12 protein-coding genes and 5 pseudogenes are annotated in these 15626 nt (G+C 54.7%); 2 read left to right on the forward strand and 15 right to left on the reverse strand.

Annotated elements, in window-relative coordinates; genetic code table 11:
• Positions 1 to 166 precede the first annotated feature (166 nt).
• The 14 genes and pseudogenes from LH22_RS19915 to LH22_RS00065 all read right to left on the reverse strand — a co-directional run bounded on the left by LH22_RS19915 (position 167) and on the right by LH22_RS00065 (position 13795).
• A complete protein-coding gene (locus LH22_RS19915) occupies positions 167 to 346 on the reverse strand; it encodes a hypothetical protein (protein ID WP_052059318.1) in 180 nt (59 codons plus the stop codon).
• A 17-nt stretch (positions 347 to 363) separates the two neighbouring features.
• A complete protein-coding gene (locus tag LH22_RS19920; RefSeq protein ID WP_052059320.1) occupies positions 364 to 642 on the reverse strand; it encodes a hypothetical protein in 279 nt (92 codons plus the stop codon).
• A 291-nt stretch (positions 643 to 933) separates the two neighbouring features.
• Positions 934 to 2108 (reverse strand): annotated as a pseudogene (locus LH22_RS00010) (site-specific integrase).
• Between the two features lie 886 nt (positions 2109 to 2994).
• The gene (pilV, locus tag LH22_RS00015) at positions 2995 to 4155 is read right to left on the reverse strand and encodes a shufflon system plasmid conjugative transfer pilus tip adhesin PilV (RefSeq protein ID WP_052059322.1); all 1161 of its coding nucleotides are present in this window, start codon (positions 4153 to 4155) and stop codon (positions 2995 to 2997) included.
• A gap of 24 nt (positions 4156 to 4179) precedes the next feature.
• Positions 4180 to 4848, reverse strand: coding sequence for a prepilin peptidase (locus LH22_RS00020; protein ID WP_038643480.1), 669 nt, complete (start codon positions 4846 to 4848; stop codon positions 4180 to 4182).
• Positions 4845 to 5325: pseudogene (locus tag LH22_RS00025) on the reverse strand (lytic transglycosylase domain-containing protein). Before LH22_RS00025 ends, LH22_RS00020 begins: the two are co-directional and overlap by 4 nt.
• Before the next feature lie 4 nt (positions 5326 to 5329).
• Positions 5330 to 5927 (reverse strand): annotated as a pseudogene (locus LH22_RS00030) (type 4 pilus major pilin).
• Positions 5928 to 5936: 9 nt separating this feature from the next.
• Positions 5937 to 7051 (reverse strand): annotated as a pseudogene (locus tag LH22_RS00035) (type II secretion system F family protein).
• Positions 7038 to 8614 (reverse strand): annotated as a pseudogene (locus tag LH22_RS00040) (GspE/PulE family protein). The pseudogenes LH22_RS00035 and LH22_RS00040 overlap by 14 nt, the downstream one beginning before the upstream one ends.
• A 7-nt stretch (positions 8615 to 8621) precedes the next feature.
• Positions 8622 to 9119 (reverse strand): type IV pilus biogenesis protein PilP, encoded by a 498-nt coding sequence (gene pilP / locus LH22_RS00045; protein WP_038643481.1) that lies wholly within the window; start codon positions 9117 to 9119, stop codon positions 8622 to 8624.
• Positions 9106 to 10386, reverse strand: coding sequence for a type 4b pilus protein PilO2 (gene pilO2, locus LH22_RS00050; RefSeq protein WP_240474681.1), 1281 nt, complete (start codon positions 10384 to 10386; stop codon positions 9106 to 9108). Before pilO2 ends, pilP begins: the two co-directional genes overlap by 14 nt.
• 2 nt (positions 10387 to 10388) lie before the next feature.
• On the reverse strand, positions 10389 to 12062 hold the full coding sequence (locus tag LH22_RS00055) for a PilN family type IVB pilus formation outer membrane protein (RefSeq protein WP_038643483.1): 1674 nt from the start codon (positions 12060 to 12062) through the stop codon (positions 10389 to 10391).
• Between the two features lie 19 nt (positions 12063 to 12081).
• A complete protein-coding gene (pilM, locus tag LH22_RS00060; protein WP_038643484.1) occupies positions 12082 to 12525 on the reverse strand; it encodes a type IV pilus biogenesis protein PilM in 444 nt (147 codons plus the stop codon).
• Position 12526: 1 nt separating this feature from the next.
• Positions 12527 to 13795, reverse strand: a complete 1269-nt coding sequence (locus tag LH22_RS00065; protein ID WP_038643486.1) for a TcpQ domain-containing protein — start codon at positions 13793 to 13795, stop codon at positions 12527 to 12529.
• A gap of 144 nt (positions 13796 to 13939) precedes the next feature.
• Between LH22_RS00065 and LH22_RS00070 the strand changes: the two genes are divergently transcribed.
• Entirely contained in the window at positions 13940 to 14692 is a 753-nt protein-coding gene (locus LH22_RS00070) for a hypothetical protein (RefSeq protein ID WP_038643487.1), read from the forward strand.
• On the opposite strand, the gene LH22_RS00075 is transcribed toward LH22_RS00070, so the two are convergent.
• The gene (locus LH22_RS00075; RefSeq protein ID WP_038643489.1) at positions 14652 to 14951 is read right to left on the reverse strand and encodes a hypothetical protein; all 300 of its coding nucleotides are present in this window, start codon (positions 14949 to 14951) and stop codon (positions 14652 to 14654) included. The two genes, LH22_RS00070 and LH22_RS00075, sit on opposite strands and share 41 nt — an antisense overlap.
• A 282-nt stretch (positions 14952 to 15233) precedes the next feature.
• Here LH22_RS00075 and LH22_RS20820 point away from each other — a divergent pair, with 282 nt between their 5' ends.
• Positions 15234 to 15581 (forward strand): FxLYD domain-containing protein, encoded by a 348-nt coding sequence (locus tag LH22_RS20820; RefSeq protein ID WP_038643490.1) that lies wholly within the window; start codon positions 15234 to 15236, stop codon positions 15579 to 15581.
• Positions 15582 to 15626: the final 45 nt, after the last annotated feature.

Here is a 15626-nt window from a genome sequence, read left to right on the forward strand (position 1 = left end):
CGCGCGCCTGACTGACCGGTTAATCTTTTTTGATGCGGACGCCGTCCGACTTTTTCCTGCCTCACTGGCGGTGGCGGGGCTTTTCAGGCTCTGAAAGGTTTTTGTGCAGGTTCTGCCCTGCGGTTAAGCTCATCCAGCGTGGCTTTAGCCTGCTGAACGTCGTGCTCTAGCGCCACCGCGCGGTCTGCAACTGAGCCACCGCCTGGCTGTTGGTGTTTTCGTTATCACGGAGCTGATTGATCGCGCTCTTCAGGCTGTCCTGCTGTTCACGGGTTGACTGAACTGCGCCAGGCAGGTCAGCAAGCGCGGCGGCCTGCTGTTCAAGCGTTTTAAGCCGATTTTCCATTGCCGAAACATTTGAGGTCAGCTGGCCAATCTGTCCGCTGCGAAAGCGGCATCGAGCGTGTTAAAACGAATGGTGAGGTCAGATACCTGACTGCCCATAACAACCAGCGCAATGAGTGATCCGGCCAGACTGACAGTCAGTAAAATTGCACTGCCGGTCAGGAGAATTTTTCGGGGGCTAAACGGCAGTCGCTGACGCGGCTTGACTGCAGCAGAGGGCTGCACCTCTGGCCCACAGAGCTGAGACTCAGGCGCATCCGGAAGTAGTTCCTCGGGTGAGGCATGACTGGGTGACATACAGGGTTTCCTTATGGCTGCACAGCAGAACGGCCATAAGGTGCAAAAATGCGCGAAGAATAACGATGATTAACTCATTAGCCGTTTGTAAAAATTTCAGGAAGACGCCAGCAAGTGGATATCAATGAACTGAGTACGGGTATGGAAGATCTGCTCTGCAGATACCTGGAGGAGCAGTGCAGTAAAACTCAACACATAAGGTGTAATGGATAAAAAAAACCGCATACCAATAAATGGCATGCGGTATCAATATGTCATTAGAGGTTTGCTTTCGTTGGTACTACTTAATTTTCATAAAAAATCATTTCGGCAGTCAATCTGCGGAAAACTGAATTCCTTAGTTACAAAAGGGTTTATCAGGACCCTTCCGGGGTCACGGACGTTAATTTCCCCAGGAGGCGGGAGTCTCTTGCCCGCTCGCGCGGCGATCGCCTGAATGCGCAGGAGACTTGACGCTGCTAAGAAGACTGCCTCTTCACGCGTTGCTGCTGTTATGACCGTATGATCGAGATCTGTGAAGCGGCAGAAGGTATTGCCCTTCTTTTTCCTCAATCTCTGCCGGATAAGGTATGAAAATAGTCGCCAGTTTTTGCGCCTGACGACGCCGCGCATCCAGCTTGCTCACCAGTTGTGTCGCGCGCAGATGGGTATATCGCTTTAGCATATTCATACTCTTATGACCGGAAATAGCCGCAACCTCCATGACATTCAGAGTGCCCAGCTCAAACAGCCGGCTGACCGCCTCGTGGCGAAGGTCATGAAAGTGAAGGTCCTTAATTCCTGTTTCACACAGAAGGGCACGCCAGGCGCTCTTGAATCCATTTGATGTGTAGCTGAAAACGGGCCCTGAAACCGCACCTGCGAACTCTTTCAGCACCTGCCGCGCCTTCCAGGACAAAGGTACGTCCCGGGCTGTACCATTTTTTGTTAAAGGCAGATGCGCCACTCCCATATGAAGATCGACGTACTCCCACCTCAGAGACAGGATTTCGCCCTGACGCATGGCTGTTTCTAACGCCAGTTGAAAAATAGCAAGGAGCTGCGGATTTTTACTTTGAAGAGCACGTTTAATGCGGCGTTCTTCAACTGAAGTGAGACGACGGGTCCGCCCCGGAGACGCAGCAGGTTTACGTACGTGTTCAACCGGATTATGAGAGCAGGTTCCCCATTCAATGCGTGCAAGGTTATAAAGTGCGGAAAGTAATGCCAGTTTCCAGCCTGACAGTATTTGCACTGACATTGTGACCTGTACGGGTACTAATTGTGCTGAGCCTTGAATCCCGATAATCAGCGATATCCACGGATGAAATCTCATCCATAAATTTGCCAGCCAGTGCCGATCGTTTTAACACATTTATTCGGTAAAACTCCTGCAGGTGGCCGCGCTTATGCACAGAGACACTACTAAAATATTTATCCAGCGCCTTAACCAGCGTCATTTTTTTTATGCGATTCCGCAGTGCCATCCTATTCCCCTGAAAAATCAGGAAAGATAACACAATCTTGAATGACATAACTGTCAATCCGGTGTGTGAGTGAGAAGTCTGGAATAGACACATGCGGAGCATTATTCAGTTATGGTGGCAGCTCACTTCACTACCACTGGATGTGAAGCTCAGCTAGATGGCTAAGCATTGTGCACCTGGATGGAACAGTAATGGTTGGTCTGCTGCAATCAGGGCGGAGACATTGACCTTGTATAGTCAGTCTCGGCTGTAGCTAACACCTGGCGACATGAGTGCCTTACTGCATAGGTATAGCAGCTCTGCATCCGGTAACAATAATCCTGGTGAGCACCCTTGGACTATGCAGCGGGTTTGAATCGATGCTGAATAGCCGGTATTGGTCAGGCACGCTGCAATGAAATCGTCCCGGCTGATTTACCCAGGCTGGATATACCTTGTCGATGCAGACCGCTGGCTCACTACGCGCACCTGCAGAAGCACTCAGCGCCAGGTGTTAGTACAGCCCTGACCATCACCGAGATCCTTGTACAGCGATTGCAATGTCCGCCTACTGGCATACACCAGTCGATCAGGGCAATTAGCTGAGTATCATCCGTTCACATCATGGTAGGAAGCTGTCCAACCTACTGGTATATACGTCCAGCTGTCGATCCAGCCTTCCACACACCGGATTGACAGGCTAGTAAACAAAACATTTTTTCTTAACCAGTCCCTCAAATACTCAAGCAGTTACAAAGTACAAAAATGAGTCTCGAAAAAAGTATCCCAAGCTTTATAAAGATTGGACTGCCCAGTCATATAAGCTGTATCTAAGGTGCCCGCCGGGCAGTTACATCCTCCAGTTGCTGGATTTGGCTGACAAAGTAATTGGTTTTCTGGCACCAATTCACCACTTGGCCAATATTTTCGAAAGAACATATTGCCCCCCCTTTGATGAAGGGTTTTTCCACACACCGGATTGACAGGAAAGTATGGCGCCAGCACCGTCGCGGCTTACCAGCCCGTTTGGCGAGCAACCTGCGCCGGCCGAGTTGACACCATCAAGCTGTAAAACCTCTCCCGTAGACAGGCGCCCGTCTGCCCGAACGCTTCCGCCGCGAACCTGACCGCCGGTGTAAATATTTTTGTTATTGATGGCACGCACCCAGTCGTTATCAGACATATAAAAACCGCCGCCATACGTCTCATTCAGCCAGCCCTTGCTCCCACGCGTTATAAACCAGCCATTATTTGAACGGATATCATTATTTGCCGTCATGGCATTACCCGCGGTCACATTCGAGCCGGCTGTCACATTCTGCCCGGTCACAGTTCCACTGGCGGTGATATTACCGCCCGCAGTGACATTACTGGTGAAGGCACCGTTTGCTGCGTTGACGGTGGCCGTGTTATTGAGATTGTTTCCTCCCATGTCAATGCTGGTATGCATCGTATTAAGGTCGGGCTTGCCGGTAACGGAAAAACGATACAGGCGATCACTTTCACCGCGCGCAACGCCCAGTTCATCTGTTGTCAGCAGCACGGCAATATGCCCCTGCGTGGTACTGACACCAAATTGTGACAACGGTAAGCTCCAGCTGCTCATCGCACCGGTGGCGATGCCTGACGTCCAGATATACCCACCCATGCCTGACGTGATATCCATGGATATCTGACGCAGCGCCAGAAAAGGAAGCGCGGAGCCGTTCTGCGTGTACACCAGAGCCTGCAGCTGATCGGTATTCGTCCCATTGCGGACCAGCGCAGCACGATATCCCTGACCATCTATCGTATTTTCACTGAACCCCTGCTCCAGAAAACCGGTATTTTTTAACATGACCGGGGTCACGATGACCGGGGCCGTTGTTGTGGCACTCGAGAGCAATGTGTCGTAATAACGCCCCGTGTAACTCTTCACGGCCTGGGTAAAGCGTGATACCTGTGCGGACGTGTTCATCCAGGTGCGCTTTTGCATCCATTCACTGATCAGTGAATAGCCCCATACGCTGACCAGCAGAAGGATAATCAGTGCAGCGCCGGTGCTGAGGATGGCCCATCCCCGGTCCATTGAGTTGTTTTGATTTCACGGGCTTCACCATGTAATGAGTGGTTGATAAAGTCGGGTTAAAGTGACAAGAATCGCGCCAGTGCACAGCCAGGGCCCCATCGGTCCCCCTTCACTGACTCGGCGAACCAGCAACTGCCAGATCACAAAAAATATGACGCCGGCAAGCAAAGCAGAAAGTCCTTCAGGTCCGCCCAGCCAGGCAGACACGGCGCCCGCCAGCCAGACATCCCCCAGACCCAGACATTCTCGGCCATGCATTCTGAACGTGGCATATCGCCATACGGCAAATACAGCCAGCGCGGTCACAGCTGAGAAGAAGTGTTCCCAGAAAGCGGGAAAGGCAAGAGCAGAGACCAGTCCGGCGATTAGACAGCTAACCGTCATTTCCCGGGGAAGAAAGCCGGTAATGGCATCACTCAGCGTCATTTTGAAGAGAAAAAGGCTGAATAATACCGCCAGTAGTCGTTCCAGGGCGGGCGCCGGAGACATAATCATAAAGGCTGTTGCGGCTGCGAAAAGCCAGGTGATACCTGCCGGTGCGGGTGTGGAAAAGACCTTTACCCACTCCCGACCATCATTCGAGGTCATCAGATAAAGGCGCACAAGGCTCGCCATTGCACTGAAGATGCAGATGCACAGTGGGAAAATAATGATAAGCGTGGGCCACGGCATGCTCAGGGTCAGCAGGGTCACAGTTTAACTCCCCGTTCTTTCTGCAAAAGCTGGCGGTAAATGGCATAAATCCGGTTGGCGTAGGACTCACGGGTTTCATGACGATCTTTTCTGAAGCCGGCGTTATAAGAGCCCAGGCAGTTCCAACTGATGCCACAGACCTGAAAATGCTTCGCCAGTATCCAGGTGCCGATTTGCACGTTCAGACAAGGGCGCGTCAGGAGTTCCTGAGGGCTGTGGATAACGCCCTGAGCCATCAACGAAGGAATGTGTGTTGAGTTGACCTGCATAAGTCCGTAGTCGGTGCTCAGCGCCCGACCCGTAGTTTTATCGCGGGTTGATACTGGTAATCCCCGGACGGAGGCTGCTTTCGCCCGTTGCTATGGCTTTTAGCAACAGTGGGTCAATGTGATATTTCGCGCCCGCCGCATCAAAGCAGAAGGCCCCCGCACGGGGGCACAGCATGATCAGAAGCAGAAACGTGAAAATACGCAGCATGTCATCAGCCATTGTGCGTGAAGACGAGGGTATTGTTACCGGTCATACCGCTGTCAGCAGAGCAGGATTTTCCCGCCTCTTCTGCACTCACAACACCATCGCTGTAGTCCGTACTGTTGATGGTAATAGCGCTGAACGCACCACCGGAGCCCAGTTGGGTAGCGAGAGAGATGCAGTCTGCCTGCGGTACTTTCTGAGTCGTCACGGAAAATCCGTTGTTAAACCCGTTAGTCGCCACCGGCGCCATCACGACCTGCCCGCCGTAACTGTTCCACATGGTGGCGGAGCCTGAGCTCGCCGTCCCCTGAATGGTCCAGCCGGCTTTCGGTGCGCCCCCCTGCTGAATGAGCGTACCGGTCATCGTGGTGCCACTAGTGAAGTTATATCCCCCCTGTGTCTGCTTGAGCTGCTGAGCATTGGTCACGATGGTCTGGAGATTTGACACCTCCACGCCAACGGACTTTTTCCCCCACAGGCTCCATACCCATGCACCAACAATACAGATAACAATGACGGTACCCAGCGCAATGGCACCGTGTTCCAGAATGCCCCCAGCCGCGGTCGGGATGGCGCTGATGCTGCGGGAAAGCCTTTGATGACATGATTTTTCCTTAATGATTGCTGAACGTGTTCATGTCCTGAATCTGCATCACCATCAGCAGAATGAGTAAGAAGAAACTCATAATCAGAACGAGAGAAAAGAGTTTGGTGACGTTCGCGCGCCGGGCAACGCGCGCCAGGGCCTGCTCCAGCCAGCGGTCGCATACCGGGTAATCAGCGACGCAGCGCTGCTGCCTTTATCCAGCAGCGAGAGGTAGTTCACCGCCTCACGGCTGGGGAAGTCATAACCGCTGTTGCGCATTGCACGGCCCAGAGAATCCCCTTCGCTCATGCACTCCATCGCCCCCTCAATCCGCTCCTGCAGCCAGGGCGGTGCAAATCCGTTCAGGATCTGCAGAGATTTGAGTTCCTGCACGCCGGCACCGAGCAGCGCCCCAATATTCATCAGAAAAACGGCGCCCTGCAGGTCTTTGTAAACCGACCAGGGCATGAGGTAATCAGCGAAACGACGCAGTCGCCCCCGCCACCGCGGCAGAGACCAGAATGCAAGAACCACCAGACCGGCGGCTACAGCCGCCGCGGTCAGCCCCCACTGGCCTGTCCAGAGTGCGACGCCGTTCATCAGGCCGAGTGCCCCGGTCCAGCCCGCAGGATCGGACATTTTGCTCATCGTTGGCACCAGCGCCAGATTGTTGGCCAGCAGCAGTCCTGTTCCCAGCAAGACCAACACGACAGGGAACACCGAGGCGAAAAGAACCTGACCGAGGATGCGCCGGCGGGCGAGAATGAGCTTGTCGGCCTGCATCAGGGCGCCAGGAATATTGCCGGTTTCCATCCCGGCGCTGATCAGCGCGGCCTCCTCATAGGGTGCCCAGACGGCGAGGACATCCTGCAGTGCGCGCCCGGGGCGGTTATCGTTTACCCCTTCAAGGCAGTCCTGGACCAGCTCATGGTAGGGATGCCAGCGCTGGCCAAAATCGGTATGCACTTCACCGATCATGATCAGCGCCTCTTTAAGTTGTTTGCGGTTCTCCAGCAGAAAGCGCAGCGTCTCGTAAAAGGGCTGGCGATACTGGCCGGTAAAGGTCGCTCTGACAAGGCGATAGCGCAGTTTTTCTGCGACCGACATGTCCCTGTCTGGCGTAAAGCGATTAACGGATGCCATCGGGGACCTCACAATGCATGACCTCATCTTCATCCAGTGGACAGATAAGGTCGCCTTCAAGCGGGTCGACACGCCCCTCTGCCAGATATCGCATCAGGTGCATACGCCGGGTGATCCCCCGTTGTTCACCCAGTACTGGCGGGCCACCGCTGGCCCGTGTGACAGCCAGAGCTGCATCTGGCGCGCATCCGTCCTGACCACCTCGGCCACGGCTGTTCGCCCCGTCACCCCACGGCTGATAATGCGCCCCGTCAGCGGCACCGTTTTCTGACAGTGCGGGCAACCTTCGTGATTGCGGAAGTAAAGTTTGCTGGTATCGCAGAGCCCCTCAATGGTGCAGTACTGTTCTAGACGGGCACGCGTATCGGCGTCCAGATCAGGGGATTTAACCTTCCAGGGGACACGGCAGCGTTCGCACAGCAGTGGCACCAGACGCTGGCCTATCAGGCCGGTGATGAGTGCCGCATCCGCCAGAAGATGACGGTCCACACCAAAGTGCTCCATACGGCGAAGTGCGCCAATTGCACTTTGTGTGTGTGTGGTAGAAAGAAGAAGATGACCCGTTTCACTGGCATAAATGGCCGCAATCAGTGAATGAAGGTCCCTCATCTCACCGTTCAGGATGGCATCCGGATCAAGGCGCAGCGCGGAGGCGTTGGCATTATCCCATGCACGGCTGACAGCCTCCGGGGAGTTATCGGCGGGCATAACGGGTGTCTGAATCGCGCCCGGAATACGACCCTCGGGTGGATTTTCCAGCGTCAGCAGGCGCTTTTTCCCACCGGTAAGTTTCAGCCAGATATCGCTGAAGACGCGCAGCGTGGCGCTTTTACCTGACCCCGTTGGTCCGGTCAGCAGCACCATCCCTTCCGGTAGCTTCAGGATCTGCATGATAAGCTTTATCTGCTCCGGCAAAAAACCCAGCTGCGGCAGCGTCGGAACCCTGTCGCCGTCGTCCGGGATAAGACGCATGACCACAATCAGCCCGTCAGGTGTGGGGCGATGCTCGTAGCGTGCGCCATAGAGACCGGCCCGGCGGGCAAACTTTGCGTCGACGCGCCCGGACTGCTCACGGCCGGCAAAGAAGGACTGCTCACGGACATCGCACATAGAGAGGTAGGAAGTCGATGCCAGCGTCATGCCCTCCACATCTTTCACCTCATCAACCACTTCGAGCTCGCCATGGATCCGCAGCTGTACGATCGTCAGTTTACGGTCTGCACTGATTTCAAAATGGATGTCAGAAGCACTGAACTCATGGCCCAGCTTCATGTAACTGATGACCTTGTCCTGCGAGACGCTGACGTCCCGTTTATCCATGTCAGCTTCGCTGATCCCCTGATTCAGTCCCATTCCCTGACGGTCAGCCACTTCCCGACGACGGTTCAGCTCGCTCAGGGTCACAAACTCGGTTGTCGCGGCCGGATAATGGCGTGTAACGTCCATTACCCAGCGCTGAATCGCCGCTTCTTTTCGCCGGTTACCATCAATCAGCAGCGTCACGCCACCGGCTGGCTGCCGTTCAGCGTATACAAAATCCATAATCTCTTTATCAGGTGTCATCATGGCCTCAGAAGGAGAGTTCAGAATCGTCGTTGAGGCGCACAAGCGTGGACGTCACCTCAGTGACACGCTTTGTGGTGCCCGGGATTTGATCCCCTTTCACCACCTCTGTCACACCCCCGTCGGGGAGCACAATACGGGCACGTAGCTGATTACCACGTCCGTAAATCTCCTGAAGCCGCACGCTGCCGGCGCGCTTCTCCGCGCCAGCTGACACGGTCTGCTGTGAGGGGGCAGGCTGCGCCATCAGTGGCATGGCAGGCTGAGCGGCAGTGGCCAGATAATTCCTGTCGGTACTCTGCCCGGACTGGCTTTCACGCAGCTGCTGCTCGAGACGGGCTGTCTGAACTTTCTGCTCAAGGATGAGGTTTCGCGCCTGTGCAGCTTCAAGCTCACCCAGCGTGACGTTGGGCGGCAGTGAGTCGCTGGCCAGGGCCGGCAGTGTCGTTCCGCAGAGCAGAACGGCCAGCAGCAAGTTCATGCCGGCGGGATTAATTCTGCGCATAAACGCTCCCCTTCATCGTGTAGTCAAACTGCCCCTGCGGGCTCATGGTGATGGACAGGCTGGTCAGGCGGAGCCCTGTGGCATCAAAATCCTGGAGCAGCCGCTCAGGCTGCAGCCGAGAGCTGACGGAGAACGAGAATTCCCGCCAGTCCTGCGGGGGCGTGTTTTTTTCCTGACCCGGCGTGACAGCCGGCGGCTTCACCTCGGTAAACTTCACGTCGAGATTCCGTCGCTGCAGATGGGAAATAAATCGCATGAGCTGAGCGTCAGCACCGGGGAGCGCTTCGTCCGTGAGTCCGGCGGGTGAGGTGCGTTTGAAGGGAATGAAAACGTCGCCGCTTTTGCCGCCCTCCTGCAGGTTGAAGACGGCTGAGTGACCCAGCAGCTCGCGTGCGCGGCGGGAAAAGTCCTCCACGGTTGCGCCGGGGGTGGCAATAAACCGCAAACGCAGCCCTTCCGGCACGCATTCGCCATCCGTAAATCGCCAGCCGGCCACGGAGGCAAAAACAGGTTCACGGGTGAGCCAGCAGTTGCTGAGCAGCACAGAAACGGGAAGCTGCGAAGCCCACGGATGTGGTGCGCGTGCGGGCACGGCCGGTTTTTCAGGCTTAAGGGCCATGCGGGCGCGAAACGCCGCCATCGCAGCCGCCTGTTCGGCTTTCTCAGAGGCGGTCTCGTACCAGTAAATCCCCGAGGCCACTGCAAGGGTGACGAGGGCCGCCGGCAGGATAACTGACATCGCATTGACGCGCTTACGCAGCCGGCAGCGCTTAAGCTGAGTGCGGCTGAGTCTGTCAGTCAGCGTACTGGCGTGGCGATCGTCGTCCACCGTCGCGGCACACCTTAATCCTGGCGCATCGGCGTCGTTGAACCGCAGGAAATTTTTTGCAGCCAGTTCAATGGTGGCGCGCGAGCCGGTCACGTCGCCCATCACCGAGAGCTGCCCGCCGATGGCGGCAAAGAACACCCACATATCCTCTTCGTGACTCAGACGGTAGATCCCCCAGGCTTTCCCGCCCTCGGTGAGCAGAAACGCCACGGCAAGGGAATGAATATGACGGCGCGCGCGGCCCGGAGAAACCAGCCCCTGCATCGATGCATTCCCGCGCCCGGCAGCAACAAAGTGCGTATCGGGAGAGGACTGGCTGCGAAACCGGGTGGCCAAAGCGTTTCGCTGCGGCTCCCAGTGCATTCCGGCCATCCAGTCGCGACGCTGATGCATAATCCGGACGCCGGTACGAAGGCTCAATTTTTTCATTGCTGGCATGTTTACCTCAGCAGAACAGGAGTGATCATGATGACAAGCGTGGTACGGCCGCGGGAGCCGGTCTGACCGCCGCCCAGAATGAAGTTACCTGGCGTAAAGGTGCCCTGTTTGTCTGCGGAGACGTTCTGTTGTTCCGAACCGGTCAGCACCAGCGTCTGCCCGGAACGGAGGTTCACCTTGCGTGCCAGGCCTTCGGTAGAGGTTGTAGGCAGGTCATTACGGGTATTGCCGTCGGCGCTGATAAACTTCTCAATCTGCGGCGGGCTGGTATAGCTGAAAGCAAACTGCAGCTGCACGTCACCGTTTTCCTGAATAAACGGCAGCATGGTCATGAACAGCCCGGTGGTAATGGTCGTCGTAGTCATTGATGAGGTGACGCCAACGTTCGCCGTGGCCGTCGAGCTGGAACTGGACAGGATGCCTTTCTGGCTGGAAAGCTGGTAGGCCACCGGAGTCAGGTTGGCGGTCGGGTCAGTCTGATTCAGCGCCATGCTGACGTTACCCTGCTCAGACAACGCTTTGATAAGCAGGCTGGAGCCGGAGAATTTCGCAGCGTTACCTGAGGCGGTATCGAGAATTGAAATGCCCGCGCTGGCAGCAGATGTGGATGCATTGGCCATGGAGCCGGTCAGACTGGCGCCAAAGTTATTGAGGGATTTATAAATCAGCCCCCAGTCCAGTCCCAGCTGCTCATTACGCGTCTGGCTGACGCTGACTATCTGAATATTTAGCTGAACCTGACGACTCAGGACTTTGTTCTGGTATTCGATGTATCGTCCGATACGGTCAAGCACATCCGGCGTGTCCGTCACGCTGAGCGTACCCGTGGCGGCAGACAGCCAGAATCTGCCTGATTTTGGTGTCAGCATTTGATCGATTGTTTTACGGATATCATCATACAGGTCACTGTTCATACCGTAATCGGTCTTCTGGTTCGAGCTGATGTCACCGGTCGTGCCACCGGTAGTTCCCCCTCCGCTGCCCAGCTGATTACCGGAGCCAGAGTTGATTGAGGCGCTACTGTTGACTTTGGTATTGAGAATGACGAGCTGGAATGTGCGGGTATCCTGCTGGTAGAAATACACGCCGCTGCGGTCACTACGCCAGGACAGACCGTATCCGCTGGCTTCAACATCCAGCAGATCCCGTACATCGCCCTGGAATTTGATACCGCGGACAAGGGCAGTGCTTTGCTGAACAGGTGCAGCCTGCCCTGATGCGGAGCCGATCTGTGATAGTGGTACGCGACCATTATCATCAGGCGCAGGGAGCTGACCATTCATCTGCGAGGTTGTCACGCTACCGGTTGAAACGTTGCTGAGTGCCGCAAAGGCATCCGGCGTGATGGAAACCCTGATGCCGCAAAGCGCGGTAATGCGTTGTCCAAGCTCAGGCAGTGATATACCGTCTGGACGGTTTATCGTTATCTGGCAGGCAGGCAGATTTTTTTCGTCCGGCGTGGATACGACGGGCGCAACCGGCTGCAGGTTAACCCAGGGTTTGTCGGACCAGACGACGGTAGGTTGGGTCATTGCCTGTCGGCTCTGCAACACCCGCTGAGCAGTGTCAGCCTGTCCTGAAGCTTCTTTATCCATTTTGCTGATTTCTGTCAGCGAACAGGATGACAGCACGAACGCGGTGGCCAGCGCTGTCAGGCAGAAAGGTATACGCGGCATCCGCAGCTCCCTGAGGTGGTTAATTGAGGTAAACAATGCTGCCCTCCGTTATTCCGGAGGGCAGGGAAAGATTCATATCGGTACCGTCAGCCATGCGCAGGCGACCGCCGCTGACGGTCAGCGCTAGCGCTGAGGTCACTGACTGGCTTCGCAGGGCGGCAAAAACGCCATCGGTAGCAGGGACCCATATCCAGAGCCGGTTGCTCAGAATGACGGAGTGAATACGGCTGTCAGGTGCAGGGATGATGCCTGTCTGAGCGGGGGTAACGGGACCATCAGCGACCGCCCGACCATGGCGCCAGTTATTGACCGCATCGGCTGTGCGCAGCATGTCTGCGGCCAGCTGGTCCGGCAGCGTTTGCTGGACAGCCGCACGGACGTGCTCTGACGAATGACGCTGCGCATCACCCGCCATCAATGCAATGACCAGACAAAACACCAGGACCGGCAGCGCGAATCCCATCTCAGTGCCCCCCGCCCGCAGGGGTGTCGCTGACGGAAATCAGGCATTGAATGCGGTTTGCCTCAGCAAACAGCGGTTTTTCGGCCTTGCGATAGAGGTCAAATACCTGAACCATCACCGACTCAAAGTTGCCGTGGAAAATGAGAGGGGCATCAATGCGGTAATCAAGCGATACCGGCCAGATAACGACCCAGTTACCGCCGTTACTGCACGGCGCCTTCGAAGCCCAGCCGGTGAGTGTCTCTTTCAGGGTTGAACCCGGTTCTGCCCGCCATGTCTGACCCACCGGGGCGACGGTAACAGGTGTGCCCGGAATGGGAGAGGCTGCCGTCTGGCTGCTCACAGGCGGCGCGGGAGGGAGCGTTGTGACAGGACGCACAGAGGACGCTTTCGGTGTGGCATTCACTGTAGTCTGTGTGACTACCGGCGGACGAACTGCCACAGCCTGAGAACCGGTCTGCTGAGCCACTTTAGCAACCGGTGCCTTAGCTAATAGCGGCGGATTGTTAACCGGAGGGTTGTTCGCTGATTTCTGCGCTTTCCGGGGGCCACTGGTTGTCAGCACGGGTGACGGCACGGCCAGATTCTGTGGAGTCAACGCTGTTTTTTGGACGGCAGCCGGCAGGGTTTCACCAGTGAAAGGGTTACGGGGTAAAGCATTTTCAGGAACGGCTGGGCCCGCTGACTGAAAGGGTTTCGGCTGAACCGGGTTAATTGCCGACAGGCTTTTTGCCGGGGGGAGCGTTGCAGCCGCTGCGTCAAACTGGCGATACTGATCACGCAGCGCAAAACAAATTTCACGGTTAACTTCATCCACTTTCAGCCGCCAGGCGGGGCCGGCAAGAATTTGCAGCGCCTCGCTCAGCTTAACCGGGCCAATATCGCGCTGAACAGCGGGAAGCGGACGGCTGAGAAGTTCCGAAAATGCAGAAGTCGTGGCTGAGCACAGTGAATAACCTGATTCCAGCAGGAGATAGCGAAATCCTTCTCCTACTGTGTTAACCAGCTGTGCAGGCATCGTGATATCAATAATCTGATTGAGCGGATCGCGCTGTGCATCATCCGGGCGCGTACTGACGAGCGTATAGCGATCGTAGCGCACCACTTCGGGGGCACGATTGCGGTAAATGTCATCGAAACGTGCAGGCTGCTGATAACGCCCATGAGTTAATAGCGCAGGGTCAGAAGCCGGGTTGCTGCAGCTGGCTAACATGACAGAGCAGGCGAGCAGGCCGGCTCCCGTTGCCGCGCGTCTTGAAGGTACTGCCATCAGGATTCACCCCAGGGATAGTCTTAGTCAGGAGTGCTATTCTGGCGGTGATGAAAAAGCGGGCAATGCGAAACTCTTACTGTCTACTGAAGGAAAAAAATCCACAGCCGATAGTTAATTCAGGTGTGGCAATGGCAGATATGCATGGAATACTGGAAAAGTACTTACGACATCAGTGAGGTGTCTTCAATATTTGGTGGAATGCTGACTCTGCTCAGTAGCCTTCTCCTTCTGTGGGTGCTAATCAGTTACGTCTGGTATAAGTTTAAAAACAAACCCTCTGAAAAAGCAGTTTACCATTTCACCTCCGCAGCGAATCTCGGGAAAATCGAGGCAGCACAATCATTGCGAGCCGCAAGAGATGGGATTATATACGCAACCCGAAATCCAAAGCTTTCACGCGTCGGCTCATCCAAAACAAAAAAGTCATCGAGCACTCCCCCTGTTGTGGTATTTCGCGGCGAAGCGTTAAAGATTTTCAGTAATAAAAACCATTTCCTCAAAGCCCTTGTTCATGGCCACCATTTTTATGGCGTCATCTTTTGTGAGGCTATAACTAATGAAAAGGGCGATGTTCTTATCCTGAAAAGTCACAGGTTGCTCAACGCTCTTATCATTGATAAAGCCGTAGTTAAAATGCCTTCTGGTCGACGGGGTAACATAATTCGCTACCTTTCATGGGTGACGGGCTTTCATAAGTTCTTACTTCCTGCTGTACACCTGGGTTCGCTTACCTGGATTGTCAGCGTGGCAGTGAACGAGCCTGTACCGATAGCCTGGAGTGGGCTGTATTTAATCCTCCTGGTTACCATGCTGGTATTGATCCTTGTATGTTCTCCGCTGATCATGAGATCCCTTAAAAAAAGAGATGAAAAAGCGGAAGCAAGGTCACTATGAGATACCCCAACGCAACCACAATACCGACATCGTCATTTTTAAAGACGCGAGAGATAATTTGGTTCAGCGTGTAAACCCCAAGGTTAACGGCAATAATTGCAGGCCAGCCAACATGCGGTTTTAGCATCAGGTATGAGCTTCCCGCAGCCAGCATGTAAACAAGCAGGTAGATGACCAGAGCGTCAGCGGTGCCAAAGTAAAGCAGGTCGAGCACAGTGTAGAAAGCTCTCTTCTTTTCGTTCAACTTCGGTCTACTCACTATATCCCTCCTGATTTAAGGGCACTGCGTCTTTAAAAGGATTACTTCTGTCATGCAGAAAGAGTGAACAGTCGGTTATACCAACCTTCGCAATCGTGTTGTCTGGAGGAAATACCATCAGGATTCACCACAGATATGGCCTAATCAGGAGAGCTATTCTGGCGGTGATGAAAAAGCGGGCAATGTGAAACTCTGAGTTCAGATTGAAGAATAAAGTACTGACGGCCGATAGAAGAAAAGTGACAGTTCGTCACGTTAAGGATTACTCATCAAGAGGGTGTTATGAAAAGAAAATTATCAGCCATCTGTTTCGCCGCAGTTTTCATTACCAGCTCAGCAGCTTTGGCCGCGACCAGCAACAAAGTTGCGGTAAGTGACCTGCACTTCCAGAAAACGCAAAACGGTCTGCAGAACATTCAAGGGCTGGGACAAAATACCAGTGGTAAAACGCTCGGCAATATTATCGTTAAATTTAATTTGCTGAAAAATGACGTCGTCATCGGGCAGGCTGTAGATATGGCCAGTAATATCGAACCTGGTCAGAAGTTTACTATTAACGCTATTTACAACAGTATCCAGCTGCAGCCCGATTCGTTCAAACTGACCGAAGTGCTGGCAACTGAAAAATAACTCCCCTTCGGGGCAACCCGTCCACGCCATAAAAGCAAGTTTCAT

It is taken from the genome of Pantoea rwandensis (assembly GCF_000759475.1).
In the GTDB taxonomy this organism is placed as follows: Bacteria; Pseudomonadota; Gammaproteobacteria; order Enterobacterales; family Enterobacteriaceae; genus Pantoea; species Pantoea rwandensis_B.

Bases quoted from the DNA above. Each gene is read 5' to 3' on its own strand.
- LH22_RS19915 (WP_052059318.1), bottom strand. From the start codon at position 346: ATGGAAAATCGGCTTAAAACGCTTGAACAGCAGGCCGCCGCGCTTGCT.
- LH22_RS19920 (WP_052059320.1), bottom strand. From the start codon at position 642: ATGTCACCCAGTCATGCCTCACCCGAGGAACTACTTCCGGATGCGCCT.
- pilV (WP_052059322.1), bottom strand. From the start codon at position 4,155: ATGGACCGGGGATGGGCCATCCTCAGCACCGGCGCTGCACTGATTATC.
- pilP (WP_038643481.1), bottom strand. From the start codon at position 9,119: ATGCGCAGAATTAATCCCGCCGGCATGAACTTGCTGCTGGCCGTTCTG.
- pilO2 (WP_240474681.1), bottom strand. From the start codon at position 10,386: ATGCCAGCAATGAAAAAATTGAGCCTTCGTACCGGCGTCCGGATTATG.
- LH22_RS00055 (WP_038643483.1), bottom strand. From the start codon at position 12,062: ATGCCGCGTATACCTTTCTGCCTGACAGCGCTGGCCACCGCGTTCGTG.
- pilM (WP_038643484.1), bottom strand. From the start codon at position 12,525: ATGGGATTCGCGCTGCCGGTCCTGGTGTTTTGTCTGGTCATTGCATTG.
- LH22_RS00065 (WP_038643486.1), bottom strand. From the start codon at position 13,795: ATGGCAGTACCTTCAAGACGCGCGGCAACGGGAGCCGGCCTGCTCGCC.
- LH22_RS00070 (WP_038643487.1), top strand. From the start codon at position 13,940: ATGGAATACTGGAAAAGTACTTACGACATCAGTGAGGTGTCTTCAATA.
- LH22_RS20820 (WP_038643490.1), top strand. From the start codon at position 15,234: ATGAAAAGAAAATTATCAGCCATCTGTTTCGCCGCAGTTTTCATTACC.